The sequence below is a fragment of the Streptomyces sp. NPDC000134 genome, assembly GCF_042899225.1.
In the GTDB taxonomy this organism is placed as follows: domain Bacteria; phylum Actinomycetota; class Actinomycetes; order Streptomycetales; family Streptomycetaceae; genus Streptomyces.
In genome coordinates, this window is record NZ_JBIAZN010000015.1 from 167,886 (window position 1) to 188,176 (window position 20,291).

At 73.7% G+C, this 20,291-nt stretch carries 19 protein-coding genes; 6 read left to right on the top strand and 13 right to left on the bottom strand.

Annotated features, from left to right (window positions below; genetic code table 11):
- Positions 1–266: 266 nt before the first annotated feature.
- On the top strand, positions 267–1,301 hold the full coding sequence (locus tag ACFY32_RS23215) for an SDR family oxidoreductase (protein ID WP_390675143.1): 1,035 nt from the start codon (positions 267–269) through the stop codon (positions 1,299–1,301).
- A gap of 218 nt (positions 1,302–1,519) precedes the next feature.
- On the opposite strand, the gene ACFY32_RS23220 is transcribed toward ACFY32_RS23215, so the two are convergent.
- Together ACFY32_RS23220 and ACFY32_RS23225 are read right to left on the bottom strand one after the other, a co-directional pair.
- Positions 1,520–1,786 (bottom strand): hypothetical protein, encoded by a 267-nt coding sequence (locus ACFY32_RS23220; protein ID WP_359201692.1) that lies wholly within the window; start codon positions 1,784–1,786, stop codon positions 1,520–1,522.
- Between the two features lie 86 nt (positions 1,787–1,872).
- Complete coding sequence (locus ACFY32_RS23225) at positions 1,873–3,165, bottom strand: ROK family protein (protein ID WP_390675144.1); 1,293 nt, start codon at positions 3,163–3,165, stop codon at positions 1,873–1,875.
- A 193-nt stretch (positions 3,166–3,358) separates the two neighbouring features.
- Between ACFY32_RS23225 and ACFY32_RS23230 the strand changes: the two genes are divergently transcribed.
- From ACFY32_RS23230 to ACFY32_RS23240, 3 genes are all read left to right on the top strand, one after another.
- Positions 3,359–3,853, top strand: a complete 495-nt coding sequence (locus ACFY32_RS23230) for an FBP domain-containing protein (protein WP_390675145.1) — start codon at positions 3,359–3,361, stop codon at positions 3,851–3,853.
- A 100-nt stretch (positions 3,854–3,953) separates the two neighbouring features.
- Positions 3,954–5,219: an aromatic acid exporter family protein gene (locus ACFY32_RS23235; protein WP_390675146.1), complete on the top strand. Its 1,266-nt coding sequence runs from the start codon at positions 3,954–3,956 to the stop codon at positions 5,217–5,219.
- 60 nt (positions 5,220–5,279) lie between these two features.
- Positions 5,280–6,290, top strand: coding sequence for a hypothetical protein (locus ACFY32_RS23240; RefSeq protein ID WP_390675147.1), 1,011 nt, complete (start codon positions 5,280–5,282; stop codon positions 6,288–6,290).
- A gap of 29 nt (positions 6,291–6,319) precedes the next feature.
- Here ACFY32_RS23240 and ACFY32_RS23245 read toward each other — a convergent pair whose 3' ends face one another.
- Together ACFY32_RS23245 and ACFY32_RS23250 are read right to left on the bottom strand one after the other, a co-directional pair.
- Positions 6,320–7,057 carry a DUF2470 domain-containing protein gene (locus tag ACFY32_RS23245; RefSeq protein WP_390675148.1) on the bottom strand — a complete coding sequence of 246 codons (738 nt, stop codon included), beginning with the start codon at positions 7,055–7,057 and terminating at the stop codon, positions 6,320–6,322.
- 87 nt (positions 7,058–7,144) lie between these two features.
- Positions 7,145–7,753, bottom strand: a complete 609-nt coding sequence (locus tag ACFY32_RS23250) for a helix-turn-helix domain-containing protein (protein WP_359201680.1) — start codon at positions 7,751–7,753, stop codon at positions 7,145–7,147.
- A 119-nt stretch (positions 7,754–7,872) separates the two neighbouring features.
- On the opposite strand from ACFY32_RS23250, the gene ACFY32_RS23255 reads away from it, so the two are divergent.
- Complete coding sequence (locus ACFY32_RS23255; protein WP_359201678.1) at positions 7,873–9,447, top strand: cytochrome P450; 1,575 nt, start codon at positions 7,873–7,875, stop codon at positions 9,445–9,447.
- On the opposite strand, the gene ACFY32_RS23260 is transcribed toward ACFY32_RS23255, so the two are convergent.
- The 9 genes from ACFY32_RS23260 to ACFY32_RS23300 form a co-directional block, all read right to left on the bottom strand.
- The gene (locus ACFY32_RS23260; RefSeq protein WP_359201676.1) at positions 9,409–10,239 is read right to left on the bottom strand and encodes a pentapeptide repeat-containing protein; all 831 of its coding nucleotides are present in this window, start codon (positions 10,237–10,239) and stop codon (positions 9,409–9,411) included. The two genes, ACFY32_RS23255 and ACFY32_RS23260, sit on opposite strands and share 39 nt — an antisense overlap.
- 35 nt (positions 10,240–10,274) lie before the next feature.
- Positions 10,275–11,195, bottom strand: a complete 921-nt coding sequence (locus tag ACFY32_RS23265) for a sigma-70 family RNA polymerase sigma factor (protein ID WP_359201674.1) — start codon at positions 11,193–11,195, stop codon at positions 10,275–10,277.
- 34 nt (positions 11,196–11,229) lie between these two features.
- A complete protein-coding gene (locus tag ACFY32_RS23270; protein WP_390675149.1) occupies positions 11,230–12,534 on the bottom strand; it encodes an alpha/beta fold hydrolase in 1,305 nt (434 codons plus the stop codon).
- Between the two features lie 95 nt (positions 12,535–12,629).
- Complete coding sequence (locus ACFY32_RS23275) at positions 12,630–13,655, bottom strand: LacI family DNA-binding transcriptional regulator (protein ID WP_359201670.1); 1,026 nt, start codon at positions 13,653–13,655, stop codon at positions 12,630–12,632.
- Positions 13,656–13,791: 136 nt separating this feature from the next.
- On the bottom strand, positions 13,792–14,112 hold the full coding sequence (locus ACFY32_RS23280; protein WP_359201668.1) for an L-rhamnose mutarotase: 321 nt from the start codon (positions 14,110–14,112) through the stop codon (positions 13,792–13,794).
- Positions 14,113–14,147: 35 nt separating this feature from the next.
- Positions 14,148–15,230: a rhamnose ABC transporter substrate-binding protein gene (gene rhaS, locus ACFY32_RS23285; RefSeq protein ID WP_390675150.1), complete on the bottom strand. Its 1,083-nt coding sequence runs from the start codon at positions 15,228–15,230 to the stop codon at positions 14,148–14,150.
- Positions 15,231–15,284: 54 nt separating this feature from the next.
- Positions 15,285–16,307, bottom strand: a complete 1,023-nt coding sequence (locus tag ACFY32_RS23290) for an ABC transporter permease (protein WP_390675151.1) — start codon at positions 16,305–16,307, stop codon at positions 15,285–15,287.
- The gene (locus ACFY32_RS23295) at positions 16,300–17,340 is read right to left on the bottom strand and encodes an ABC transporter permease (protein WP_390675152.1); all 1,041 of its coding nucleotides are present in this window, start codon (positions 17,338–17,340) and stop codon (positions 16,300–16,302) included. Before ACFY32_RS23295 ends, ACFY32_RS23290 begins: the two co-directional genes overlap by 8 nt.
- Positions 17,337–18,854 carry a sugar ABC transporter ATP-binding protein gene (locus tag ACFY32_RS23300; RefSeq protein ID WP_390675153.1) on the bottom strand — a complete coding sequence of 506 codons (1,518 nt, stop codon included), beginning with the start codon at positions 18,852–18,854 and terminating at the stop codon, positions 17,337–17,339. Before ACFY32_RS23300 ends, ACFY32_RS23295 begins: the two co-directional genes overlap by 4 nt.
- A 273-nt stretch (positions 18,855–19,127) precedes the next feature.
- Here ACFY32_RS23300 and rhaI point away from each other — a divergent pair, with 273 nt between their 5' ends.
- On the top strand, positions 19,128–20,288 hold the full coding sequence (gene rhaI, locus ACFY32_RS23305; RefSeq protein ID WP_359201658.1) for an L-rhamnose isomerase: 1,161 nt from the start codon (positions 19,128–19,130) through the stop codon (positions 20,286–20,288).
- Positions 20,289–20,291 lie beyond the last annotated feature (3 nt).

Sequence of the window (20,291 nt, forward strand, 5' to 3'; positions counted from 1 at the left end):
CGGGACAGTGTCCCCGGGCCTCACCTTCTGCCCACAGGGACGATCGTCCGGCTGAAGCCCTGTGGAGCGTCTCGCCGAGAGGCGACCGCCGTCCGCGCCCACACCTGAGCCGCCCCGACCGCGATTCCCCCGTCCCGGTCGGGGCTCTTTTCTGCCCCGGTGCGGGTCGGGAGACCCGGGAGCCGGGTGGAGTCCGCTTGCGCGGGCCGCGTGCGGGGTACCCGGGGGCCTCGCCCCACGGGGAGAGCGGCCGAGAGGAGCGGATGGTGAGCAGCGCGACGGGCAGCAGGGTCGTGGTCACGGGGGCCACCGGCAACGTGGGCACGAGTGTGGTGCGGCTCCTCTCCGAGGAAGCCGGCGTCGGCTCGGTGCTGGGCCTGGCCCGGCGGGTCCCCGAGTGGTCGCCGGCGAAGACGGAGTGGGCCGCGGTCGACCTGGCCGCCGAGCCGGCCGATCTGGTCGGGCTGTTCTCGGGGGCCGACGCCGTGATCCATCTGGCGTGGGCGTTCCAGCCCACCCACGATCCGGTGACGACCTGGCGGACGAACGTCCTGGGGTCGCTGCGGGTCTTCGAGGCGGTGGCCGCGGCCGGGGTTCCGGTACTGGTGCACGCCTCGTCGGTGGGCGCGTACTCGCCGGGGCCGAAGGACCGCGCGGTCGACGAGTCCTGGCCGACGCACGGCTGGCCGGACGCCGCGTACTGCCGGGAGAAGGCGTACCTGGAGCGCTCCCTGGACGTCTTCGAGCGGGACCACCCGGGGGTCCGGGTGGTGCGGATGCGCCCGGCGTTCCTGTTCAAGCGGGCGTCGGCGAGCGAGCAGCGCCGGATCTTCGGCGGCAAGTACCTGCCGGGGCCGCTGGCCCGTCCGGACTTGCTGCCGTTCCTGCCGGACATCCCGGGGCTGCGGATGCAGGCGCTGCACACCGACGACGCGGCGAACGCGTACCGGCTCGCGGTGCGCACCGAGGACGCGCGGGGCCCGTACAACCTGGCGGCCGAGCCGCCGGTCGACGCCCGGATGCTGGGCGAGCTGGTCGGCACCCCGCGGCGGGTGAAGCTGCCCCGTTCGGCGGTGCGTACGGCGATCGCCGCGGCGTGGGGCCTGCGGCTGCTGCCCGCCTCCCCGCACCTGTTCGACGCGGTGCTGCGGCTGCCGCTGATGGACTGCACGCGCGCACGTGCCGAGCTGGGCTGGCGGCCGGAGCGCACGGCCGAGGAGGTCCTGGAGGAGTTCCTGAAGGGGTTCCAGCAGGGCGCCGGCGCCGCGACGGAGCCGCTGCGGGGCCGCAAGGTGGGCTGAACCCGCGAGGAGCCGCCTCGGGGGCCGCGGGATGGCGGGCCACGAACGCGAGGGAGCCGCCGCCGGGCCGCGGCATGACGGGCCGGGAACGCGACAGAGCCGCCGCCGGGCCGGACGGTGGGGCGGGAACGCGACGGAGGCGCCGGGGCGAAACGCGACGGAGCCGCCGCGGGCCGGTCGGTGGGCCGGTCTCCCGCGGCGGCTCCGGGCCGGCGCTGTCAGGCGGAGGGCTCGTCGGGCACGGGCTGGTCGGGGTTGGCCGCGCTCGCGTGCGGCGCGCCCTGCCGGCCGGTCCCCGCCTCGTCCGTGTCGGGTACGTCGGTGTCGGGACCGTCCTCGTCCTCGTCCGCCCCGGCGTCACCCCGGGCGGCGAGGCCGGGAGCGACGTCCCAGGGGTCCTCGCCCGCGTCGGCCTGCTGGTCCGGCAGGTCGCGCGGCACGGGGGCACCGTTCTCGCCGGGTCCCTCGGCGCGGTGGTCGGTCACGGCGTCTCCCTCCTGCTGTGGTACGTCCCGCCCGGTCGGGTGCCGGACGAGCGACTTCGGGTACCTCCCGCGACCCCGGTGAAACCTCAGTGCGGCGCCCGCTCCTGGAGCGCGGTGCGCCACGCGGGCACGGGGTACTGCGGCGCGGGTTCCGGGCGCCGGCCGCCCCGGTTGAAGAAGCCGGCCAGCGGCAGGATCGCGGCGCCGACGGTCACCGCGTCGGGGCCGAGCCGCCCCAGGTCGACGGTGACCTTCTCGGCGGGGTGGCGCAGCGCGTAGGACAGGGCGTGGCGGCGTACCGCCGGCAGGAAGCGGGTGCCGAGCTGGAGGCCGGCCCAGCCGCCGATCAGGATGCGCTCGGGCTGGAAGAGGTTGATCAGGTCGGACAGGCCGGCCCCCAGGTACTCGGCGGTCTCGTCGAGGACGGCGAGCGCCACCGGGTCGGGTTCGGCGTCGCCGGGCGGGTAGGCGGCGGCGAGCATGGCGGTCAGCGCCGTCTCCTCGTCGGTGCCGTCGGGGACCCGGCCGCCCTCCTCGTGCCAGCGGGCGAGCAGGGACTCGGCGCCCGCGTACGCCTCCAGGCAGCCGAGGGCGCCGCACCGGCAGCGGCGGCCCCGGACCCGTACGGTCAGGTGCCCCCATTCGACCGCCCGGCCGTGCTCCACCTCGGGGGTGACCAGGCAGGCGCCGACGCCGGAGCCGAACAGGACGACGATGGCGTTGCGGGCGCCGCGCCCGGCGCCGAACCACATCTCGGCCTGGCCGAGGGTCTTGGCGCCGTTGTCGATGAGGTAGGGGACGGAGTCGGGCAGCGGGGAGCGGGCGCGCAGCAGCGCCTCCAGGGGCACGGCGTCCCAGCCGATGGTCTGCCCGTGCACGACGGCGCCCCGGTCGGGAGTGTGCTCGACGATGCCGGGGACGCCGATCCCGGCGCCGAGCAGGTGCTCGGGGGCGAGGTCGGCGGCGGCGAGCACCTCGGCGATGCCGTCGCGGATGTGGCCGACGACGACGTCGACGTCGTAGCGCTGGGGGGCGAGGGGGCGTTCGGCGCGGGCGAGTTCGGTGAGGGTGAGGTCGAAGAGTTCGACACGGACCCGGGTCTCGCCGACGTCCACGCCGATCATGTGGCCGCTGCCCGGGGCGACCCGCAGCAGCGTGCGGGGCCGGCCGCCGTCGGAGCCGACACTGCCGGCCTCCTCGACCAGTCCGTCGGCGGCCAGGTCGGCGACGACGTTGCTGACGGAGCCCGAGCTGAGCCCGGTCGCCGGGCCGAGTTCGAAGCGGCTGAGGGGGCCGTCGAAGTAGAGCCGCTGGAGGACGGCCGTGCGGTTCGCCCTTCTGAGGTCGCGTACCGTGCGCCCGTTCCGCCCCGCCGCCATGTGGCTCCTCCCGCCGTGCCCGGCCTGCAAGATACCCAACGGGGGCGGCCCGCCACGACTTTCCCCGGCGCTTAATTCACACCCTGAACTAAGCTGGATCGGAAAAACTGTTGGCCACTCCCCCACGGGGCTACCTACCATAGGCGAGTACCTAGGAGTCCTAGGTTGCCGTTCCGTCCCGTCAGGAGCCCCCGTGAAACCCCTCACCGAGCAGGACATCCGCACCTCGTTCATCAACTGCTCGAAGGGCGAGGCCAAGCGCGTGAACATCCCCCGCGACCTGGACGAACGCCCCTGGGGCGACCTCGACTTCCTCGGCTGGCGCGACCCCGGCGCCCCCGATCACAGCTATCTGGTCGCCGACCTCGGTGGCCGCCTCGTCGGCGTGGCCCTGCGCTTCCAGCCCGCCCGGCCCGGCTTCCTGCACCGCAGCATGTGCGCCCTGTGCCTGACCACCCATCCGCGCGGCGGCGTCTCCCTCATGACCGCCCGCAAGGCCGGCCCGGCCGGCCGCGAGGGCAACTCGGTCGGCCTCTACATGTGCACCGACCTCGCCTGCCCCCTCTACCTGCGCGGCAAGAAGTCCCCCGAGGCGGGCGGCCGTTTCGAGGAGAGCCTCACCCTGGAGGAACAGATCGCCCGCACCACGGCCAACCTCTCCGGCTTCCTGGACAAGCTCACCTCCTAGGAGCCCCCGCGTGGGAGCGGGGCGGGGAAGAGTTGTGCGGTTAGCGTCCGTTCTGTCGCTGTACGTTCGATGCACCTGGGGAAGGGGAACAGAGCCGAGAATGCTGGATGTACGTGAGAGCTCGGTGTCCTTCGCCCGGTCGGTGCGCAAAGCGCACCGGGACCCTGTGGTGGTGCAGGCGGTCCGCTCGGCCGCCGCGGCCTCGATCGCCTATGTGATCGCCGTGCGGCTGAGCCCGGAGCCGGCCCCGCTCACCGCCCCCCTGACCGCCCTGCTGGTCGTGCAGGTCACCCTGTACGCCACGCTCAAGATGAGCATCCGCCGGGTGAACGCGGTGGTGGCCGGTGTGCTGGTCGCCATCGCCTTCAGCGAGGTGGTGGGCCTGAGCTGGTGGAGCCTGGCGCTGATCATCCTCGCCGCCCTGGGCGTGGGCCATCTGGTGCGGGCGCACGAGTTCACGGCCGAGGTGGCGATCAGCGCGATGCTGGTGCTCGGGGTGACCGCGCACGGGGCGCTGGCGTGGGCCCGGGTGGTGGAGACCCTGATCGGCGCCATCGTCGGACTCGCCTTCAACCTGGTCCTCGCGCCCCCGGTGTGGGTGGAGCAGGCGGGCGAGTCGATCGAGGGGCTGGCCCGGCGGGTGCGGCAGCTCATGCTGCGGGTCGGCGAGGAGGCGGCCGAGCGGACCGCGTTCCACGAGGCGGCGGCCCGGCTGCACGAGGCGCGCCAGCTCGACCACGACATCGCCGAGGTCGACGAGGACCTGCGGCAGGCCGAGGACAGCCTGCGGTTCAACCCCCGGGTGCGCGAGGGACTGCTGCACCGGGTGGTGCTGCGCACCGGCCTGGACACGCTGGAGATCTGCACGGTCGTCCTGCGCGTCCTCGCCCGCACCCTGACCGACCTGGCCAAGGAGCGCGAGCCGGAACCGCTGTTCGCGTCGGAGACCGGCGCCGCTCTGGAGCAACTGCTCGGCGAGATCGCCGACGCCGTGGTCAGCTTCGCGGTCCTGGTCACCACCAGCGTCAGCGAGAACGCCGAGTCGGCGGAGGAACGGCTCTCCGCCGAACTGCGGCAGGCCGCGGCCACCCGGGACCGGCTCGCCCGGCTGCTGCTGGAGGAGGTCCGGCACGACGACCGGTACTGGCAGCTCTACGGCGCGGTGCTGACCGAGGTCAACCGCATCCTCGACGAGATGGACACCGAACACCGCTCCCGCCGGCTGCTGGAGGAACTGGACCGGCACACCCGGGAACTGCGCGAGCGGCTGCCCCGGCTGACCCGGCTGCGGGACCGCCTGCGGCCGGTACGGCGGTTGCGGCGGCTGCGGCAGCGGAACCGGAAGGCCGGCGGCCGGCGTCCCTGACGGAAGGGGCCGCCGGCACGCGGTCCGTCCGGAACCAGGACGCGGACACCGGGGGCGTCGATGAGTGACAGCGTCGTGCGGATCGACGGGAACACACTGCGCCTGCCGGGCGGCGTGGCGGTGCGGTTCGTCCGCACCCTGCGGCTGCCTGGGACGGGGACGCATCCGCTGCCACCGGGGCTCGGCGAGTTCCCGGTGCGCCGGGTCGCGGACTTCGCGGACACCGTGCCCGGGTCCTGGCGGGCGCGCGGCGGTGTCCTGCTGCCGGTGTACCTGCGCGAGGCGATGTGGCTGAGCTTCGCGGGCACCACCGAGCCCGCCGCGCTCCAGGTCGGGGTCGGCAAGGTGTGCGCGGTCTCCGGCCGGCCCTGGAGCGACCGGCTCTGCCGGGACCCGCAGAACTACGTGGTGCTCCCCCGCCAGCCCTGGCTGGACGGCATCAACTCCGGCACCGGCACGGTCCGCCAGTTCGTGGCCGTGCCGCTGGGGCTCGGCGCCACCGTCGAGGGCCAGGTCACCGGCGAGGAGACCTGGGGCGGCGTACAGCTCCGGTCGTTCCCGCTGGACGACTCGGCGCTGGCCCGCTGGCGCGCGGCGCGGCGGCGCACGGGGCACGGCCGGTACCGGACGGCCGGCGGCCCGGGGACCTCCCCGCCGGCCTCGGCACCGGCCGCCGCCCCCCGGGGCGCGGCGGCCATGGGGCTGGGCGCCGGCGGGACCATGCGGCAGGAGGTGTACCGCGACGACCGGCCGGCCGCGGACTGGGCCCAGCGGCCGGCGGGCCGGGTCTTCGTCCACCTGGTGACACCGCCCGAGTGGCGGCGCATCACCGGCGAGGAGCCCCCGCCGTCCCCCGTGGACCGCGCGGCGTACACCCGGGCCGGACTGCCCTGGTTCGACTACTACGACGACACCGCCGCCGACCTCGCCCCGGCGGACCCCCTGACGGGCGTCGCCCCGGTCGGCGACTGGCTCGGCGACGACCACGAGCCGTGGCAGCAGCCGGCGCCCGAGCAGGTGCGTCCGCTGGGGGACGCGCCGGGGCAGCCGGTGCGGGACGGTGAGTGGTAGCCGCCCCCGTGGGCGGCGGGGTGTCCGGGTCAGCCGTCGCCTTCGGCGCGCTGCCGGTGCAGGGCGCGGGGGCGGGCGGCGGCGCCCGCCTGGCCGAGCAGCACATGGACGCGCTCGCTGAGCTGCGCGAGGTCGTCGGCGGGCCGGTGGAACGGCAGGCGTACGTCGCCGTGGGCGCGGGCCCGTTCGACGCGCAGCGTCAGTCCGTGGCGGTCGACGGCGAGGGGCCGCACCCGGACCGCGCCGTGCAGGCTCGCGGGGCCGACGAGCCGGGTGAGCCGCTCCACGGCGTCGCCGTGGCAGTCGGCGAGGTGGGTCAGCAGCCGGGCCTCGGCGGCGGCCAGCGGATCGGGCGCGGCGGCGGCGAACTCCGCACGGCCGATCACCACCGCCCCGGAGGACTGCCGCAGCACCAGCCGCGCGGGCTCGAAGGCCAGCCGGCCCTCCTCCACGGCCAGCCTGCCGGCCAGCCAGAGCCGGGCCCGAATCCGGTCGCGCACCGGGACGGGTGCCACGTCGGCGAACTCCAGGACGGCCGACGGCTCCCCCCGAGGCGCGCAGACGGCCGTGGCGAGCAGCCTGCTGTCCCGCGCCACCCGCAGCAGCACCCGGCCGTCGTCGGCCACGCTGTGCGCGCCGACGAACTCCTCCCGGCCGCTCTCCGCCGTCACCGCGCAGGACCACGCGGCGGCGATCACCGACCGGGCGCGTTCCGCCGCGGCGGGCGCCGCCGTCCAGGTCTGGCCGTCACCCTGGCCGTCACCCATCCCAACCTCCATTATTAGGTAAGCCTCACCTAACCTATCGGAGATCCGGGCATGCGCCAACCACGCCCCGCGTTCCGCACGAGCCGCTCAGCGCGCGATGGCCCCCAGCAGCGCGCGGGCGCACAGGTCGCGCACCTCGTCGCGCGTCAACTCCCCCGCGCGCAGCCACTCCAGGCAGACCGCGGTGGTGAAGGCCAGCCAGCCGCGCACGGCCAGGCTCACCTCGGGCCGCTCGGCGAGAACCGGGCCGAACTCCGGGTCGGCGGCGAGCGCGGAGAGGATCTGCCGCTGCTGCACGGCCAGCGCCCGCCGGTAGACCCCGCGCACCGCCCGGTCCCCGGCCGCGTCGGCGCGGTGGAAGGCGCGGTAGCCGTGCGCGTGCGCCTCGACGTGCCGCAGATACGCGTCCAGCCCGCCGGTGAGCTGCTCGCGCACCGGGACGCCGGGCACGGCCGCGGTCATCCGCAGCATCCGCTCGCTCTCGCGCTCGACGACCGCCGCGAAGAAGTCCCGCTTGGTCGGGAAGTAGTGGTACAGCAGCCCCCGGGAGACACCGGCGATCTCGGCGACCTGCTCGATCCAGACCTCGTCGTACGGACGCTCCGAGAACAACCGCGCCCCCACCGTGAGCAGTTGCTCCCGGCGTTCGGCGGTGCTGAGCCGGCGGCGCGTGCGCTCACCCTGATCGGCGGCCATGCCCGCACCTTACTTGACGCCGGTTCGGCCGCCGGACGAGACTGGGGTCCGCTATTGAATCCACGTACAACACGCGCACGTTCAGGGACGACTCGCCCACCTACAACGGAGATCGCGTCATGGCGGAGACGAGCAACGGACTGCCGAAGGGGTTCCGCAGCGCCGAGCGGGGCTGGCCCGAACTGCACCGAATACCCCACCCGCCGCACCGGCTGCCGCTGCTCGGGGACGTGCGGGGCGCGGACCGGGCCACCCCGGTGCAGGACACGCTGCGGTACGCCCGGAGCCTGGGCCCGATATTCCGGCGGCGGGCCTTCGGCAACGAGTTCGTGTTCGTGTGGGGCGCCGCGCTCGCCGCCGACCTCGCGGACGAGTCGCGGTTCGCCAAGCACGTCGGCCTGGGCGTGGCCAACCTGCGGCCCGTCGCCGGGGACGGGCTGTTCACCGCGTACAACCACGAGCCCAACTGGCAGCTCGCGCACGACGTGCTGGCCCCCGGGTTCAGCCGCGAGGCGATGGCGGGCTACCACCCGATGATGCTGGACGTGGCCGGGCGGCTCACGGCGCACTGGGACCGGGCGGCGGCGGCCGGAGAGAGCGTGGACGTGCCCGGCGACATGACGAAGCTGACGCTGGAGACCATCGCGCGCACCGGGTTCGGGCACGACTTCGGGTCCTTCGAGCGGACCCGGCCGCACCCGTTCGTGACCGCGATGGTGGGCGTCCTCGCCTACGCGCAGCGGCGCAACACCGTGCCCGCGCCGCTCGCGCCGTATCTGCTGCGCCGGGCGCACCGGCGCAACGCGGCCGACATGGCCCATCTCAACCGCACCGTCGACGCGTTGGTCCAGGACCGCCGCTCCGGCCGGCGCCCCGGCCGCGGCGACGGCGACCTGCTCGACCGGATGCTGGACACCGCGCATCCGGTCACCGGGGAGCGGCTGTCGTCCGAGAACGTCCGCCGGCAGGTCATCACCTTCCTGGTCGCCGGGCACGAGACCACCTCGGGCGCGCTCTCCTTCGCGCTGCACTACCTCTCCCGGCACCCCGAGGTGGCCGACCGCGCCCGCGCGGAGGTGGACCGGGTGTGGGGCGACACGGCGGTGCCGGGCTACGAGCAAGTGGCGAAACTGCGGTACGTGCGCCGGGTGCTGGACGAGGCGCTGCGGCTGTGGCCGACCGCGCCGGCCTTCGCCCGGGAGGCCCGCGAGGACACCGTGCTCGGCGGGGTCCACCCGATGCGGCGGGGGGCGTGGGCGATGGTCCTCACGCCGATGCTGCACCGGGACCCGGAGGTGTGGGGGCCGGACGCCGAGGAGTTCGACCCGGACCGGTTCGAGGCGCGGGCGGCGCGGTCGCGGGCCCCGCACACGTTCAAGCCGTTCGGGACGGGGGCGCGGGCGTGCATCGGGCGGCAGTTCGCGCTGCACGAGGCGACGCTCGTCCTCGGCCTGCTGCTGCGCCGGTACGACCTGCGGGCCGACCCGGAATACCGGCTGCGGGTGACGGAGCGCCTGACGCTGATGCCGGACGGGCTGCGGCTGCGGCCGGAGCGGCGGGCGCCCAGGACGTCCCGGGCGGCCGGGGCCGCGGCGACCGGGGCGCCGGAGGCGTGGCGGTCCGTCGTGCCCGTGCGGGGAGGCGGGGCGGAGGGGTCAGCCGGCCGCTGTCCAGTGCACCGGGCGGGTGACTGACCCCGGCAGGCGGGTGCCGGCGCTGCCCCGGGCGGCGGTGACCTGGGGCTGGGTCAGGAAGAACGCGCCCGTGAGGTCGGCGTCCGTCAGGTCGGTGTCCCGCAGGTCCGCGCCGATCAGGTCCGCGCCGCGCAGATCGGCGCCGGTGAGGTCGGCGGCGATGAGACAGGCCCCGCGCAGGTCGGCGCCGCTGAGGTCGGCGCCCTTGAGGCGGGCGCCCAGCAGATCGGCGCGCCGGCGGTTCTTCTTCCGGCCGCGCGCCCCGGCACGGGCCAGCTCACTGGTGCGCAGCAGCAGGACGTCGACCTCCTGCCGGTGCGCGGGCACGTCCAGCGCGGCCAGTTCCTCAGGGGTGCCGGAGGCCAGCCGTTCGGTGCGCTCCCGCATCCGGCGCAGGTCGGCGTGGACGGGCCGGGCGGCGGGCAGGGTCAGCGCCTCGGTCAGGTACCGCAGCAGCTCGTGCAACTGGCGGACGACCGGGAACACCTCGGTCATGCGGCGGAGCCGACCGGGCGGGCCGGCGCGCCAGTCCCGGCCGCCGAAGGTGACCTGGGAGACGCGCTGCCCGGCGCCGAAGCAGTCGTAGACCGTGCAGCCGCTGAAGCCCCGCTGCCGCAGTCGGCCGTGGATGCCGCAGCGGTGGTCGTCGCCGAGGTTCGGACAGGGCCGCCCGGCCGGTTTGTCGAGGGCGAAGTCCGACGACGCGGCGAACGGCAGGGCCACGCAGCACAGCCCGAAGCACCGGGCGCAGTCGCCGCGCAGTCCGGCCAGGTCCGCCGTGTCGTCTCGCATGCCGCCAGCATACGGAACGGCAGTTCGACCCCCGGTCAGGTGTCCAGGCCGGGCAGGGCCAGGCGGGCCAGCCGGTCCTGGTCGGCCAGGATGTACAGGCCGGTGATCCGGCCGTCGACGACGGTGACGGTGAGGACCGACTCCGGCCGCCCCTCGCGCACGGCGAGCACGCCGGCCGTCCCGTTGACCACGACCGTCCGCACCTCGAAGGCCGGGCCGCGCCGGTACAGCCGCGCCTGTTCGGCCACCGCGCGGGCGCCGCGCACCAGCTTGGACAGGGCGGCGCCCGCGTCGGCCCGCAGCACCACGTCGGGATGGAGGACGGCGAGCAGCCCCTCGAAGTCCCCGGCGCGGCTGGCGGCGAGGAAGGCGTCCAGGGCCGCGCGCTGCCGCCCGAGGTCGGGATCGGCAGCGGGGGTCGCGTCGCGCACCCGGCGCCGGGCGCGGCTGGCCAGTTGCCGGGTGGCGGCCGGGGTGCGCTCCACGATCGCGGCGATGTCGTCGAACGGCACGGCGAACATGTCGTGCAGCACGAACGCCAGCCGTTCGGCGGGCTCCAGCCTCTCCAGGACGATCAGCAGGGCGAGGCCCACGGAGTCGGCGTGCAGCGCCTCCTGCTCCGGGTCGGTGCGCGGCAGCGGCCGCAGCACCGGGTCGGGGACGAAGGTGTCGGTCATCGGCTCCTCGCGGCGGGCGGTGCGGGAGCGCAGCAGGTCGAGGCAGATCCGGCCGGTGACGGTGGTCAGCCAGCCGCCGAGGTTGTCCACGCCGTCGGCGCCGGCCCGGTCCAGCCTCAGCCAGGTCTCCTGCACGGCGTCCTCGGCCTCGGCCAGCGAGCCGAGCATCCGGTAGGCCACCGCCCGGAGATGCCCGCGGTGCTCCTCGAAGCGGCCGGCCAGTCGGGCGGAGGCGTCGGCGGGCCGGGGCTCGCGCGGGCTGATCGTCGGCTCGGTCATGCCCGCAGACTAGCCCCGGCACCCGGCCCGGGGGTCATGCCTCGTCGCGGGCGAGGGCCAGCAGGCGGTCCAGGACGCGGGGGCCGCCGACGCGGACGCCGTCGTGTTCGAACTCGTCGGTGACCCAGGTGCGCAGGCCCCGGATCGCCCGCGCGGTGGTGAGGGCGTGGGCGGTGTCGACGTACATGTCGTCGTGGTAGACGGCCGCGGCGACCGGCACCTCGTTGGCGGCGAGGCGGTCGGGGTCGTACAGCGGGGTCCAGTCGGTGCGGGCGGCGAGGAGTTCGGCGGTCTCGCGCAGCGGGCGCAGGGCGGGGTCGCAGTCGAACATCCACGGGTGGACGGACTCGCCGGTGAACATGAGGGGTTCGTCGCCGGCCAGGGCTTTGGCGGCGTCGAAGCGGGGGAACTCGGCGCGGACCCGCTCGGCCGACCAGTTCGTGGGGCGCTCGTCCTGGCCGTAGATGGCCTCGTGGACCAGGGCGTACAGGGGGTGGCCGGCGTAGGAGAGCAGGGCCTGGGCCTGTTCCTGGAAGGCGTCGGAGAGTTCGGTGCCCGCCGGGGTGCGGACGAAGGCGTCCTCCAGCAGGTAGTGCAGGCGGTGGCTGCCGTCGCCGCTGCCGAGCATGGCGCCCAGCGACTGGAACGCCTCGACGGTGAGCCGGTAGCCGTTCGGCAGGACCACGTCGTGGGCCAGCAGGTGGTCGGCGATGCGGCGGGCGCGTTCGACGTCCTGCGGGTAGCGCGCGTAGTGCGCGGCGACCTTGCGGGCGATGCGCGGGTAGGCGGCCCGGTAGACGTCGTCGGCGTGGGCGTCGAGGGAGGGCAGGCCGCCGGTGATCAGGGCGGTGGCCAGGCCCTCGGGCGCCAGGGACAGGTAGGCGACCGCGCAGAAGCCGCCGAAGCTCTGGCCGAGCACGGTCCAGGGGGCGCCGCCGGTGACCCGGGGGCGGATGGCCTCGCAGTCGCGGACGATGGAGTCGGCGCGGAACAGGGTGAGGTGGTCGGCCTGTTCGGCGGGGCCGCCGACGAGCGGGAGCGTCTGCCGGTTGGCGGGGGTGGAGGCGCCGGTGCCGCGCTGGTCGAGGAGGAGGACGCGGTAGTCCGTGAGGGCGCGGCCGAGCCAGGCCGTGTCCCGGCCGACGAAGCGGTTGGCGCCGAAGCCCGGACCGCCCTGGAGGTAGACCAGCCACGGCAGGTCCTGTCCCTCCTTGTCACTGGCGACGACCTCACGGGCGTACAGCTCGATGGTCCGCCCGTCGGGGGCCGAGTGGTCGAGGGGCACGGTGAAGCGGCGGTCGGTGAGGACGACGCCGGGCTGGCGGTAGCTGACGCTCAACGGGGCTCCCGGGGGCGGACGGATCTTCTGCGGCCGGGTCCCAGTTGAGCACACGTACCTTCGGTCCCGGTGACCGGGACCGCGACATCCTGCGGTCAGCGGACGGCGAGGCTGGAACGCCGGACGACCAGTTCCGGCTGGAGGACGACCCGGCGGTGCTCGTGCCGCTCGGCCGCGCTCTCCGCCTCGGTCTCCTCGATCAGCAGTCCGGCGGCGAGGGCGCCCAGGGTGACGGCGGGCTGGCGTACGGAGGTCAGCGGGACGGCCGCGGCGGCGGCGAACTCGATGTCGTCGTAGCCGACGATGGCGAGGTCGTCGGGGACGCCGACCCCGGCGGCGTACATGGCCTGAAGGACGCCGAGGGCGAGCAGGTCGTTGGCGCAGAACACGGCGGTGGGCCGGTCGGCGAGGCCGAGCAGCCGGGCGCCGGCGTCCCGTCCGGCGGCGACGTCGAGGCGCTCGGTGGGCAGCTCGCGCAGCGCGTCGGGGCCGAGCCCGGCCTCGGCGAGGGCCTGGAGGGCGCCGACGCGGCGGTCGCGGACCTGGTGCAGTCCGGGCGGTCCGCTGACGTACGCGAGCGAGCGGTGTCCGGCGTCCACGAGATGGCGCACGGCGAGCGCGCCGCCCGCGACGTCGTCGACGGAGACCGAGCACTCGGTGGTGCCCTCGGCGACGCGGTCGACGAGGACGAAGGGGATGTTGTGCCGCCGGAAGGCGTCGATGTTGCGGCCGGTGGCGTCGGCCGGGGTGAGCAGCACACCGCGCACCCGCTGCTCGGCGAAGAGGGAGAGGTACTCGGCCTCCTCGCCGGGGTTCTGGGCGCTGTTGCAGACCATCACGCCGAGCCCGGCGTCCCGGGCGGCGCGTTCGGCGCCGCGGGCGACGTCCACGAAGAAGGGGTTGCCCATGTCGAGGACGAGCAGCCCCATGATGCGGCTGCGGCCGGCCCGGAGCTGACGCGCGGACTCGCTGCGGACGTAGCCGAGCCGGTCGATCGCGGACAGCACGCGCGCACGGGTCTCGGCGGCGACGGTGTCCGGGCGGTTGATGACGTTCGAGACCGTGCCCACGGAGACTCCGGCGGCTCGGGCGACGTCCTTGATACCCACCGACTGGGCCATCGGGCAGGGACCTCCAGGGGTCGAGCTGGGGACAAGGCGGCAGGCGCGGCAGTGGCCGGAAGATCTCACAGTACCGTCGCCCCGCCGGTAGGACCCCCACCGGCGGGGCGCCGCCGACGGAGCCTCCGGCTCCGCATCAGGCCAGGTGGAACACCTCGGTGAGCGGTGTCATCGCCTCGTCGGGGCGGGCCCCGTCGAGGGACTCGAAGAAGGGCGCCATCTCGGCCTGCCAGCGGGCGTTGACCTCGGTGGCCTCCATGCCGGCCCGCGCGGCGGCGAAGTCCTCCGTCTCCAGGTAGCCGACCAGCAGGCCGTCGTCCCGCAGGAACAGGGAGTAGTTGTGCCAGCCGGTGGCCGAGAGCGCCTCCCGCATCTGCGGCCACACGGCGGCGTGGCGTTCGCGGTACTCGGCGAGCTTGTCCTGGCGGACCTTGAGCAGGAAACAGACGCGCTGCATGACGTACCTCTCCTCCTGAGTGGACCGACGGGGTGTCAGAAGTCGAAGTCGTCGATGTTCCCGGCGTCGAACACGGTCGGCTTGCCCAGCGCGATCACGCCGTCCTCGCCGATGGTGTACTCGCCCATGGCGCCGGCCTCGAAGGTCTCGCCCGGCTTGCCGGTGATCTGCCCCGAGGCGAGGGCGACGGCGGTGCGGGCGGCCAGCTCGCCGAGCTTGGCCGGGTCCCACAGCTCGAACGCCTCGACGGTGCCGTTCTTGACGTACTTGCGCATGTCGTTCGGGGTGCCGAGGCCGGTCAGCCTGACCTTGCCCTTGTACTTGGAGCCGGACAGGTACTGGGCGGCGGCCTTGATGCCGACGGTGGTCGGGGAGATGATCCCCTTCAGCTTCGGGTACTCCTGGAGCAGGCCCTGGGTCTGCTGGAAGGACTGCTGTGCGTCGTCGTTGCCGTAGGCCACCTCGACCAGCTCGATGTCCTTGTACTCGGGGTCCTGGAGTTCCTTCTTCATGAACTCGATCCAGGTGTTCTGGTTGGTCGCGGTCTGCGCGGCCGACAGGATCGCGATCTGGCCCTTGTATCCGATCTGCTCGGCGAGGAGCCGCACCTCGGTGCGGCCGAGGTCCTCGGCGGACGCCTGCGAGATGAAGGCGTTGCGGCACTCCGGCTTGGTGTCGGAGTCGTAGGTGACGACCTTGATGCCGCCCCGCATGGCCTGCTTGAGCGCGGTGCACAGGGCGCCCGGGTCCTGCGCGGAGACGGCCATCGCGTCGACCTGCTGCTGGGTGAGCGTGTTGACGTAGGAGACCTGGCCGGAGGTGTCGGTGGCGCTGGACGGGCCGACCTCCTTGTAGCTGGAGCCGAGTTCCTTCAGCGCCTTCTCGCCGCCCTTGTCGGCGACCGTGAAGTACGGGTTGTTGACCTGCTTGGGCAGGAAGCCGACGGTCAGGCCCTTCTTGGTCGCGGCCCCGGGGTCGGCCTTGCCGCCCGCGGCGGCCGGGCCGCCCTCGCTCTCGACGTCCTCCTTGGTGGTGCCGCCGCAGGCGGTGGCGGCCAGGGCGAGGGAGGTGACGGCGGCGAGGGCCGCACAGGTACGGCGGATCGACGACTTGCGCATGGTGGGTTCCTTACGACAGGGGCGGGGACGGCGATACGAGGTCGGGGCGGGCGGCTACGAGGTCGGGGCGGGCGTCTTGGAGACCGGTGGCGGCGCCGGCGGCGCGGCCCGGCGTCCCGCCCTGGCGGCGGAGATCTGGCGGGCCACCCGGGGGCCGAGCACGGAGAGGACCAGCAGCACACCGGTGACGACGATCTGGGACTGCGCGGAGACGTCCCGCAGGCTCATGACGTTCTGCAGCGCGCCCAGCAGGAAGACGCCGGCGATCGCGCCGCCGAGGGTGCCCTTGCCGCCGTCGAAGTCGATGCCGCCCAGCAGGACGGCGGCGACGACGGACAGTTCCAGGCCGGTGGCGTTGTCGTAGCGGGCGCTGGCGTAGTGCAGGGCCCAGAAGACGCCGGTCAGGGCGGACATCAGGCCGGTGACCGTGAAGAGGACCAGCTTCTGCCGCTTGACCCGGATGCCGGCGAAGCGGGCCGCCTCCTCGTTGGCGCCGATGGCGAACAGGGCGCGGCCGAACGGGGTGGCGTGCAGCGCGACGACGGCCACCACGAGCAGCACCAGGAACGGCAGGAAGGCCCGGGGTACGAAGGAGTCGCCGACGCGTCCGGCCGCGAAGTCCAGGTACTGCGCGGGGAAGTCGGTCACCGCGTCGGAGCCGAGGACGATCTGCGCGATGCCCCGGTAGGCGGCCATGGTGCCGATGGTGACGGCCAGCGACGGCAGTCCGAGCCGGGTGACCAGCAGGCCGTTGACCAGGCCGCAGACCACGCCGAGGAGCAGGCAGATCGGGATGATCGCCTCGATGGTCAGGCCCTGGTTCCACAGGGCGCCCATCACCGCGCCGGACAGTCCGGCGGTGGAGGCGACGGAGAGGTCGATCTCGCCGGAGACCACCAGCAGGGTCATCGGCAGCGCGATGAGGGCGATCGGCAGGGTGTTGCCGAGCAGGAACGACAGGTTGAGGGCGTTGCCGAAGCCGTCGACGAAGCCGAAGGACAGCAGCAGGACCACGAGGAGCAGGGCGCCGACCACGGTGTCCCAGCGGACGGCGCGCGTGAGCGTCGAGTCAGCCATGGCGGGCGTTCCTCTTCTTCAGTGCGGTGGCCACGCGCAGGGCGACGATCCGGTCGACCGCGATGGCGAGGATGAGCAGGACGCCGTTGATGGCCAGCACCCAGACCGAGCTGACGCCGAGGGCGGGCAGCACGCTGTTGATGGAGGTCAGCAGCAGCGCGCCGAGGGCGGCGCCGTAGACGCTGCCGGAGCCGCCGGTGAAGACGACGCCGCCGACCACGACCGCGCTGACGACGGTGAGTTCGTAGCCGTTGCCGGTGCCGGAGTCGACGTTGCCGAACCGGGCCAGGTACAGGGCGCCGGCCAGGCCCGCGAGGGCGCCGCAGAAGGTGTACGCGGCGAGGATGCGCTTGCGCACCGGGATTCCGGCGAGCCGGGCGGCCTCGGGGTTGGAGCCGAGCGCGTACAGCTCGCGTCCGGCGCCGAAGTGCTTGAGGCAGTACGCGGTGGCGATCAGCACGGCGAGGGCGATCAGCGCCAGGTACGGCACCGCCCCGATCCCGCCGGAGCCGAAGTCGACGAAGCCGCCCGGCAGGTCGGCCGCGGTGATCTGCCGGGAGCCGACCCAGATGGAGTCGATGCCGCGGATGATGTAGAGGGTGCCGAGGGTGACCACCAGGGCGGGCACCTGGCCGAGGCTGACCAGCAGGCCGTTGAGCAGGCCGAAGCCGATGCCCAGCAGCACGGCGAGGGCCACGGCGACGACGGGGTTCCCGCCGCCCTGGAGGTAGGTGCCGGCGGCGAAGGCGCTGATGCCGAGGGTGGAGCCGACGGAGAGGTCGACGTTGCGGGTGATGACGACCAGGGACTGGCCGGTGGCGACCAGGACCAGGATGGTCGCGTTCAGCAGCAGGTCCTTGATGCCCTGCTCGGACAGGAACTCGCTGTTGCCGGCCTGGGTGACGGCGATCATCACCAGGAAGACGACCAGGATGGCCAGTTCGCGCATCTTGAAGATGCGGTCGACCAGCTTGGTGGCGCCGGCCTTCGGCACCTCGGCGAGGGGGGCTCGGTCGGGGGCGGTGACCGTCATGCGGCGGCCCTCCCGGTGGCTGCGGCCATCACGGTTTCCTCGGTGGCGTCGGTACGGGCGATCTCGGCGGTGAGCCGGCCCTCGTGCATCACGAGCACGCGGTCGGCCATGCCGAGCACCTCCGGCAGGTCGGAGGAGATCATCAGGACGGCCACCCCGTCGGCCGCCAGTTGCGACAGCAGCCGGTGCACCTCGGCCTTGGTGCCGACGTCGATGCCGCGGGTGGGCTCGTCGACGATCAGCACCTTGGGGCCGGTGGCGAGCCACTTGGCGAGGACGACCTTCTGCTGGTTGCCGCCGGACAGGGTGTTGACGGTGTCGGCGATCCTGGCGTACTTGACCTGGAGCCTGACCGCCCAGTCCAGGGAGCGGCTGCGCTCGGCGTTCCGGTCCATCAGTCCGGCCCTGGCGGTCCCGCGCAGTCCGGTGAGGCCGATGTTCCGCTCGATGGACATGTCCATCACCAGGCCCTGGGCCCGCCGGTCCTCGGGGACCAGGGCGAGGCCGGCGGCCATCGCGGTGGACGGGGCGCCGTTGACCAGCGCCCGGCCGTCGACCTCGACCTCCCCGGCGTCCCAGCGGTCGATGCCGAACACGGCGCGGGCGACCTCGGTGCGGCCGGCGCCGACCAGTCCGGCGAGCCCGACGATCTCACCGCGCCGCACCTCGAAGGAGACGTCGGTGAAGACGCCCTCGCGGGTCAGCTTGCGCACGCTGAGCACGACCTCGCCGGGCGTCACCTCCTGCTTGGGGTACAGCTCGTCGAGGTCGCGGCCGACCATGCGGCGCACCAGGTCGTCCTCGGTCATGCCGTCGAGGGGCTCGCTGGCGACGAAGGCGCCGTCGCGCAGGGTGGTGACGCGCCGGCAGATCTGGAAGATCTCCTCCAGCCGGTGGGAGATGAACAGCACGGCGGCGCCCTGTTCGCTCAGGGTGCGCACGACGCCGAACAGCCGGGCGACCTCGCTGCCGGTGAGGGCGGCGGTCGGCTCGTCCATGATCAGGACGCGGGCGTCGAAGGAGAGCGCCTTGGCGATCTCCACGATCTGCTGGTCGGCGATGGACAGGCCGCGGGCCGGCCGGTCCGGGTCGAGGTCGACGCCGAGGCGCCGCATCAGCCCGGCCGTGGCGGCGCGGGTGGCCTTGTGGTCGATCCGGCCGAACGCGCGCCGCACCTGGCGGCCCATGAAGATGTTCTCGGTGATCGACAGGTCCGGGAAGAGGGTCGGCTCCTGGTAGATCACGGCGATCCCGGCGTCCCGGGCGTCGCCGGGGCCGTGGAAGGCCACCGGTGCCCCGTCGAGCAGGACCTGCCCGGCGTCGGGGCGGTGCACCCCGGCGAGCGTCTTGATCAGGGTCGACTTGCCCGCGCCGTTCTCGCCGGCGAGGGCGTGCACCTCTCCGGGGAAGAGTTCCAGGGAGACGTCCCGCAGGGCGCGGACCGCGCCGAAGGACTTGGAGACGTCCCTGAGCGCGAGAACCGGTTCCGGACCCGTGTCGGACGGGTGGGTCATGAGGGCTCCTCGACGACGCCGGCGGGACGGCCCTCACAGCGTCGTGAAAGGTTTCAACTGGGTAGCCGGGACGTTAGGCAGGCGGGGCATGTCACGTCAATGGGTGCGGGTCGAAAAACTTTCGATACCTGAAGGTCACAAAGGAGTCACGGCGCTCGGTATCAGCCGGAAGTCTTGACACCCCTTCGGGGGCCTCATAGCTTCGCGTTCTGAATCGTTTCACACACATGGTCGTACGCAAGGGTGTTGCGACCCGACGTCACAGGAGCCGACGTGACCGAGACCGCCGCGGTGAAGGCCGCGCTCAAGACCCAGGCCGTCGAGACGCCGTCGTGGGCGTACGGGAACTCGGGCACGCGGTTCAAGGTGTTCGCTCAAGCCGGCGTGCCCCGCGACCCGTTCGAGAAGCTGGACGACGCGGCGAAGGTCCACGAGTTCACGGGCGTGGCGCCGACCGTCGCGCTGCACATCCCCTGGGACAAGGTCGAGGACTACACCGCGCTGGGCAAGCACGCCGAGGAACGCGGGGTGCGGATCGGCGCGATCAACTCCAACACCTTCCAGGACGACGCCTACAGGCTCGGCAGCGTCTGCCACCCCGACGCCGCGGTGCGCCGCAAGGCGGTCGACCACCTCCTGGAGTGCGTCGACATCATGGACGCGACCGGCTCCAAGGACCTGAAGCTGTGGTTCGCCGACGGCACCAACTACCCCGGCCAGGACGACATCCGCTCCCGGCAGGACCGGCTGGCCGAGGCGCTCGCGGAGGTCTACGAACGGCTCGGCGACGACCAGCGGATGCTCCTGGAGTACAAGCTGTTCGAGCCCGCGTTCTACACCACGGACGTGCCGGACTGGGGCACGGCGTACGCGCACTGCCTGAAGCTGGGCGGGAAGGCGCAGGTCGTCGTGGACACCGGGCACCACGCGCCGGGCACCAACATCGAGTTCATCGTCGCGACGCTGCTGCGGGAGGGAAAGCTCGGCGGGTTCGACTTCAACTCGCGGTTCTACGCCGACGACGACCTGATGGTGGGCGCGGCCGACCCGTTCCAGTTGTTCCGGATCATGTACGAGGTGGTGCGCGGCGGCGGGTTCACCCCGGACGTGGCGTTCATGCTCGACCAGTGCCACAACATCGAGGCGAAGATCCCGGCGATCATCCGGTCGGTGATGAACGTGCAGGAGGCGACGGCGAAGGCGTTGCTCGTGGACCGGGAGGCGCTGGCCGCCGCGCAGGCTTCGGGGGACGTGCTGGAGGCCAACGCGGTGGTGATGGACGCGTACGACACGGATGTGCGGCCGTTGCTGCGGGAGGTCCGGGAGGAGATGGGCATCGATCCCGAGCCGTTGAAGGCGTACCGGGCGTCCGGGTGGGCCGAGAAGATCGCGGCCGAGCGGGTCGGTGGGCAGCAAGCGGGGTGGGGGGCGTGAGCG

Excerpts from the sequence above, each read along its gene's own strand:
- ACFY32_RS23225 (WP_390675144.1), bottom strand. The coding sequence starts at position 3,165 with ATGGCGGCGGGGCGGAACGGGCGCACGGTACGCGACCTCAGAAGGGCG.
- ACFY32_RS23235 (WP_390675146.1), top strand. The coding sequence starts at position 3,954 with ATGCTGGATGTACGTGAGAGCTCGGTGTCCTTCGCCCGGTCGGTGCGC.
- ACFY32_RS23240 (WP_390675147.1), top strand. The coding sequence starts at position 5,280 with ATGAGTGACAGCGTCGTGCGGATCGACGGGAACACACTGCGCCTGCCG.
- ACFY32_RS23245 (WP_390675148.1), bottom strand. The coding sequence starts at position 7,057 with ATGGGTGACGGCCAGGGTGACGGCCAGACCTGGACGGCGGCGCCCGCC.
- ACFY32_RS23250 (WP_359201680.1), bottom strand. The coding sequence starts at position 7,753 with ATGGCCGCCGATCAGGGTGAGCGCACGCGCCGCCGGCTCAGCACCGCC.
- ACFY32_RS23255 (WP_359201678.1), top strand. The coding sequence starts at position 7,873 with ATGGCGGAGACGAGCAACGGACTGCCGAAGGGGTTCCGCAGCGCCGAG.
- ACFY32_RS23260 (WP_359201676.1), bottom strand. The coding sequence starts at position 10,239 with ATGCGAGACGACACGGCGGACCTGGCCGGACTGCGCGGCGACTGCGCC.
- ACFY32_RS23265 (WP_359201674.1), bottom strand. The coding sequence starts at position 11,195 with ATGACCGAGCCGACGATCAGCCCGCGCGAGCCCCGGCCCGCCGACGCC.
- ACFY32_RS23275 (WP_359201670.1), bottom strand. The coding sequence starts at position 13,655 with ATGGCCCAGTCGGTGGGTATCAAGGACGTCGCCCGAGCCGCCGGAGTC.
- ACFY32_RS23280 (WP_359201668.1), bottom strand. The coding sequence starts at position 14,112 with ATGCAGCGCGTCTGTTTCCTGCTCAAGGTCCGCCAGGACAAGCTCGCC.
- rhaS (WP_390675150.1), bottom strand. The coding sequence starts at position 15,230 with ATGCGCAAGTCGTCGATCCGCCGTACCTGTGCGGCCCTCGCCGCCGTC.
- ACFY32_RS23290 (WP_390675151.1), bottom strand. The coding sequence starts at position 16,307 with ATGGCTGACTCGACGCTCACGCGCGCCGTCCGCTGGGACACCGTGGTC.
- ACFY32_RS23295 (WP_390675152.1), bottom strand. The coding sequence starts at position 17,340 with ATGACGGTCACCGCCCCCGACCGAGCCCCCCTCGCCGAGGTGCCGAAG.
- ACFY32_RS23300 (WP_390675153.1), bottom strand. The coding sequence starts at position 18,854 with ATGACCCACCCGTCCGACACGGGTCCGGAACCGGTTCTCGCGCTCAGG.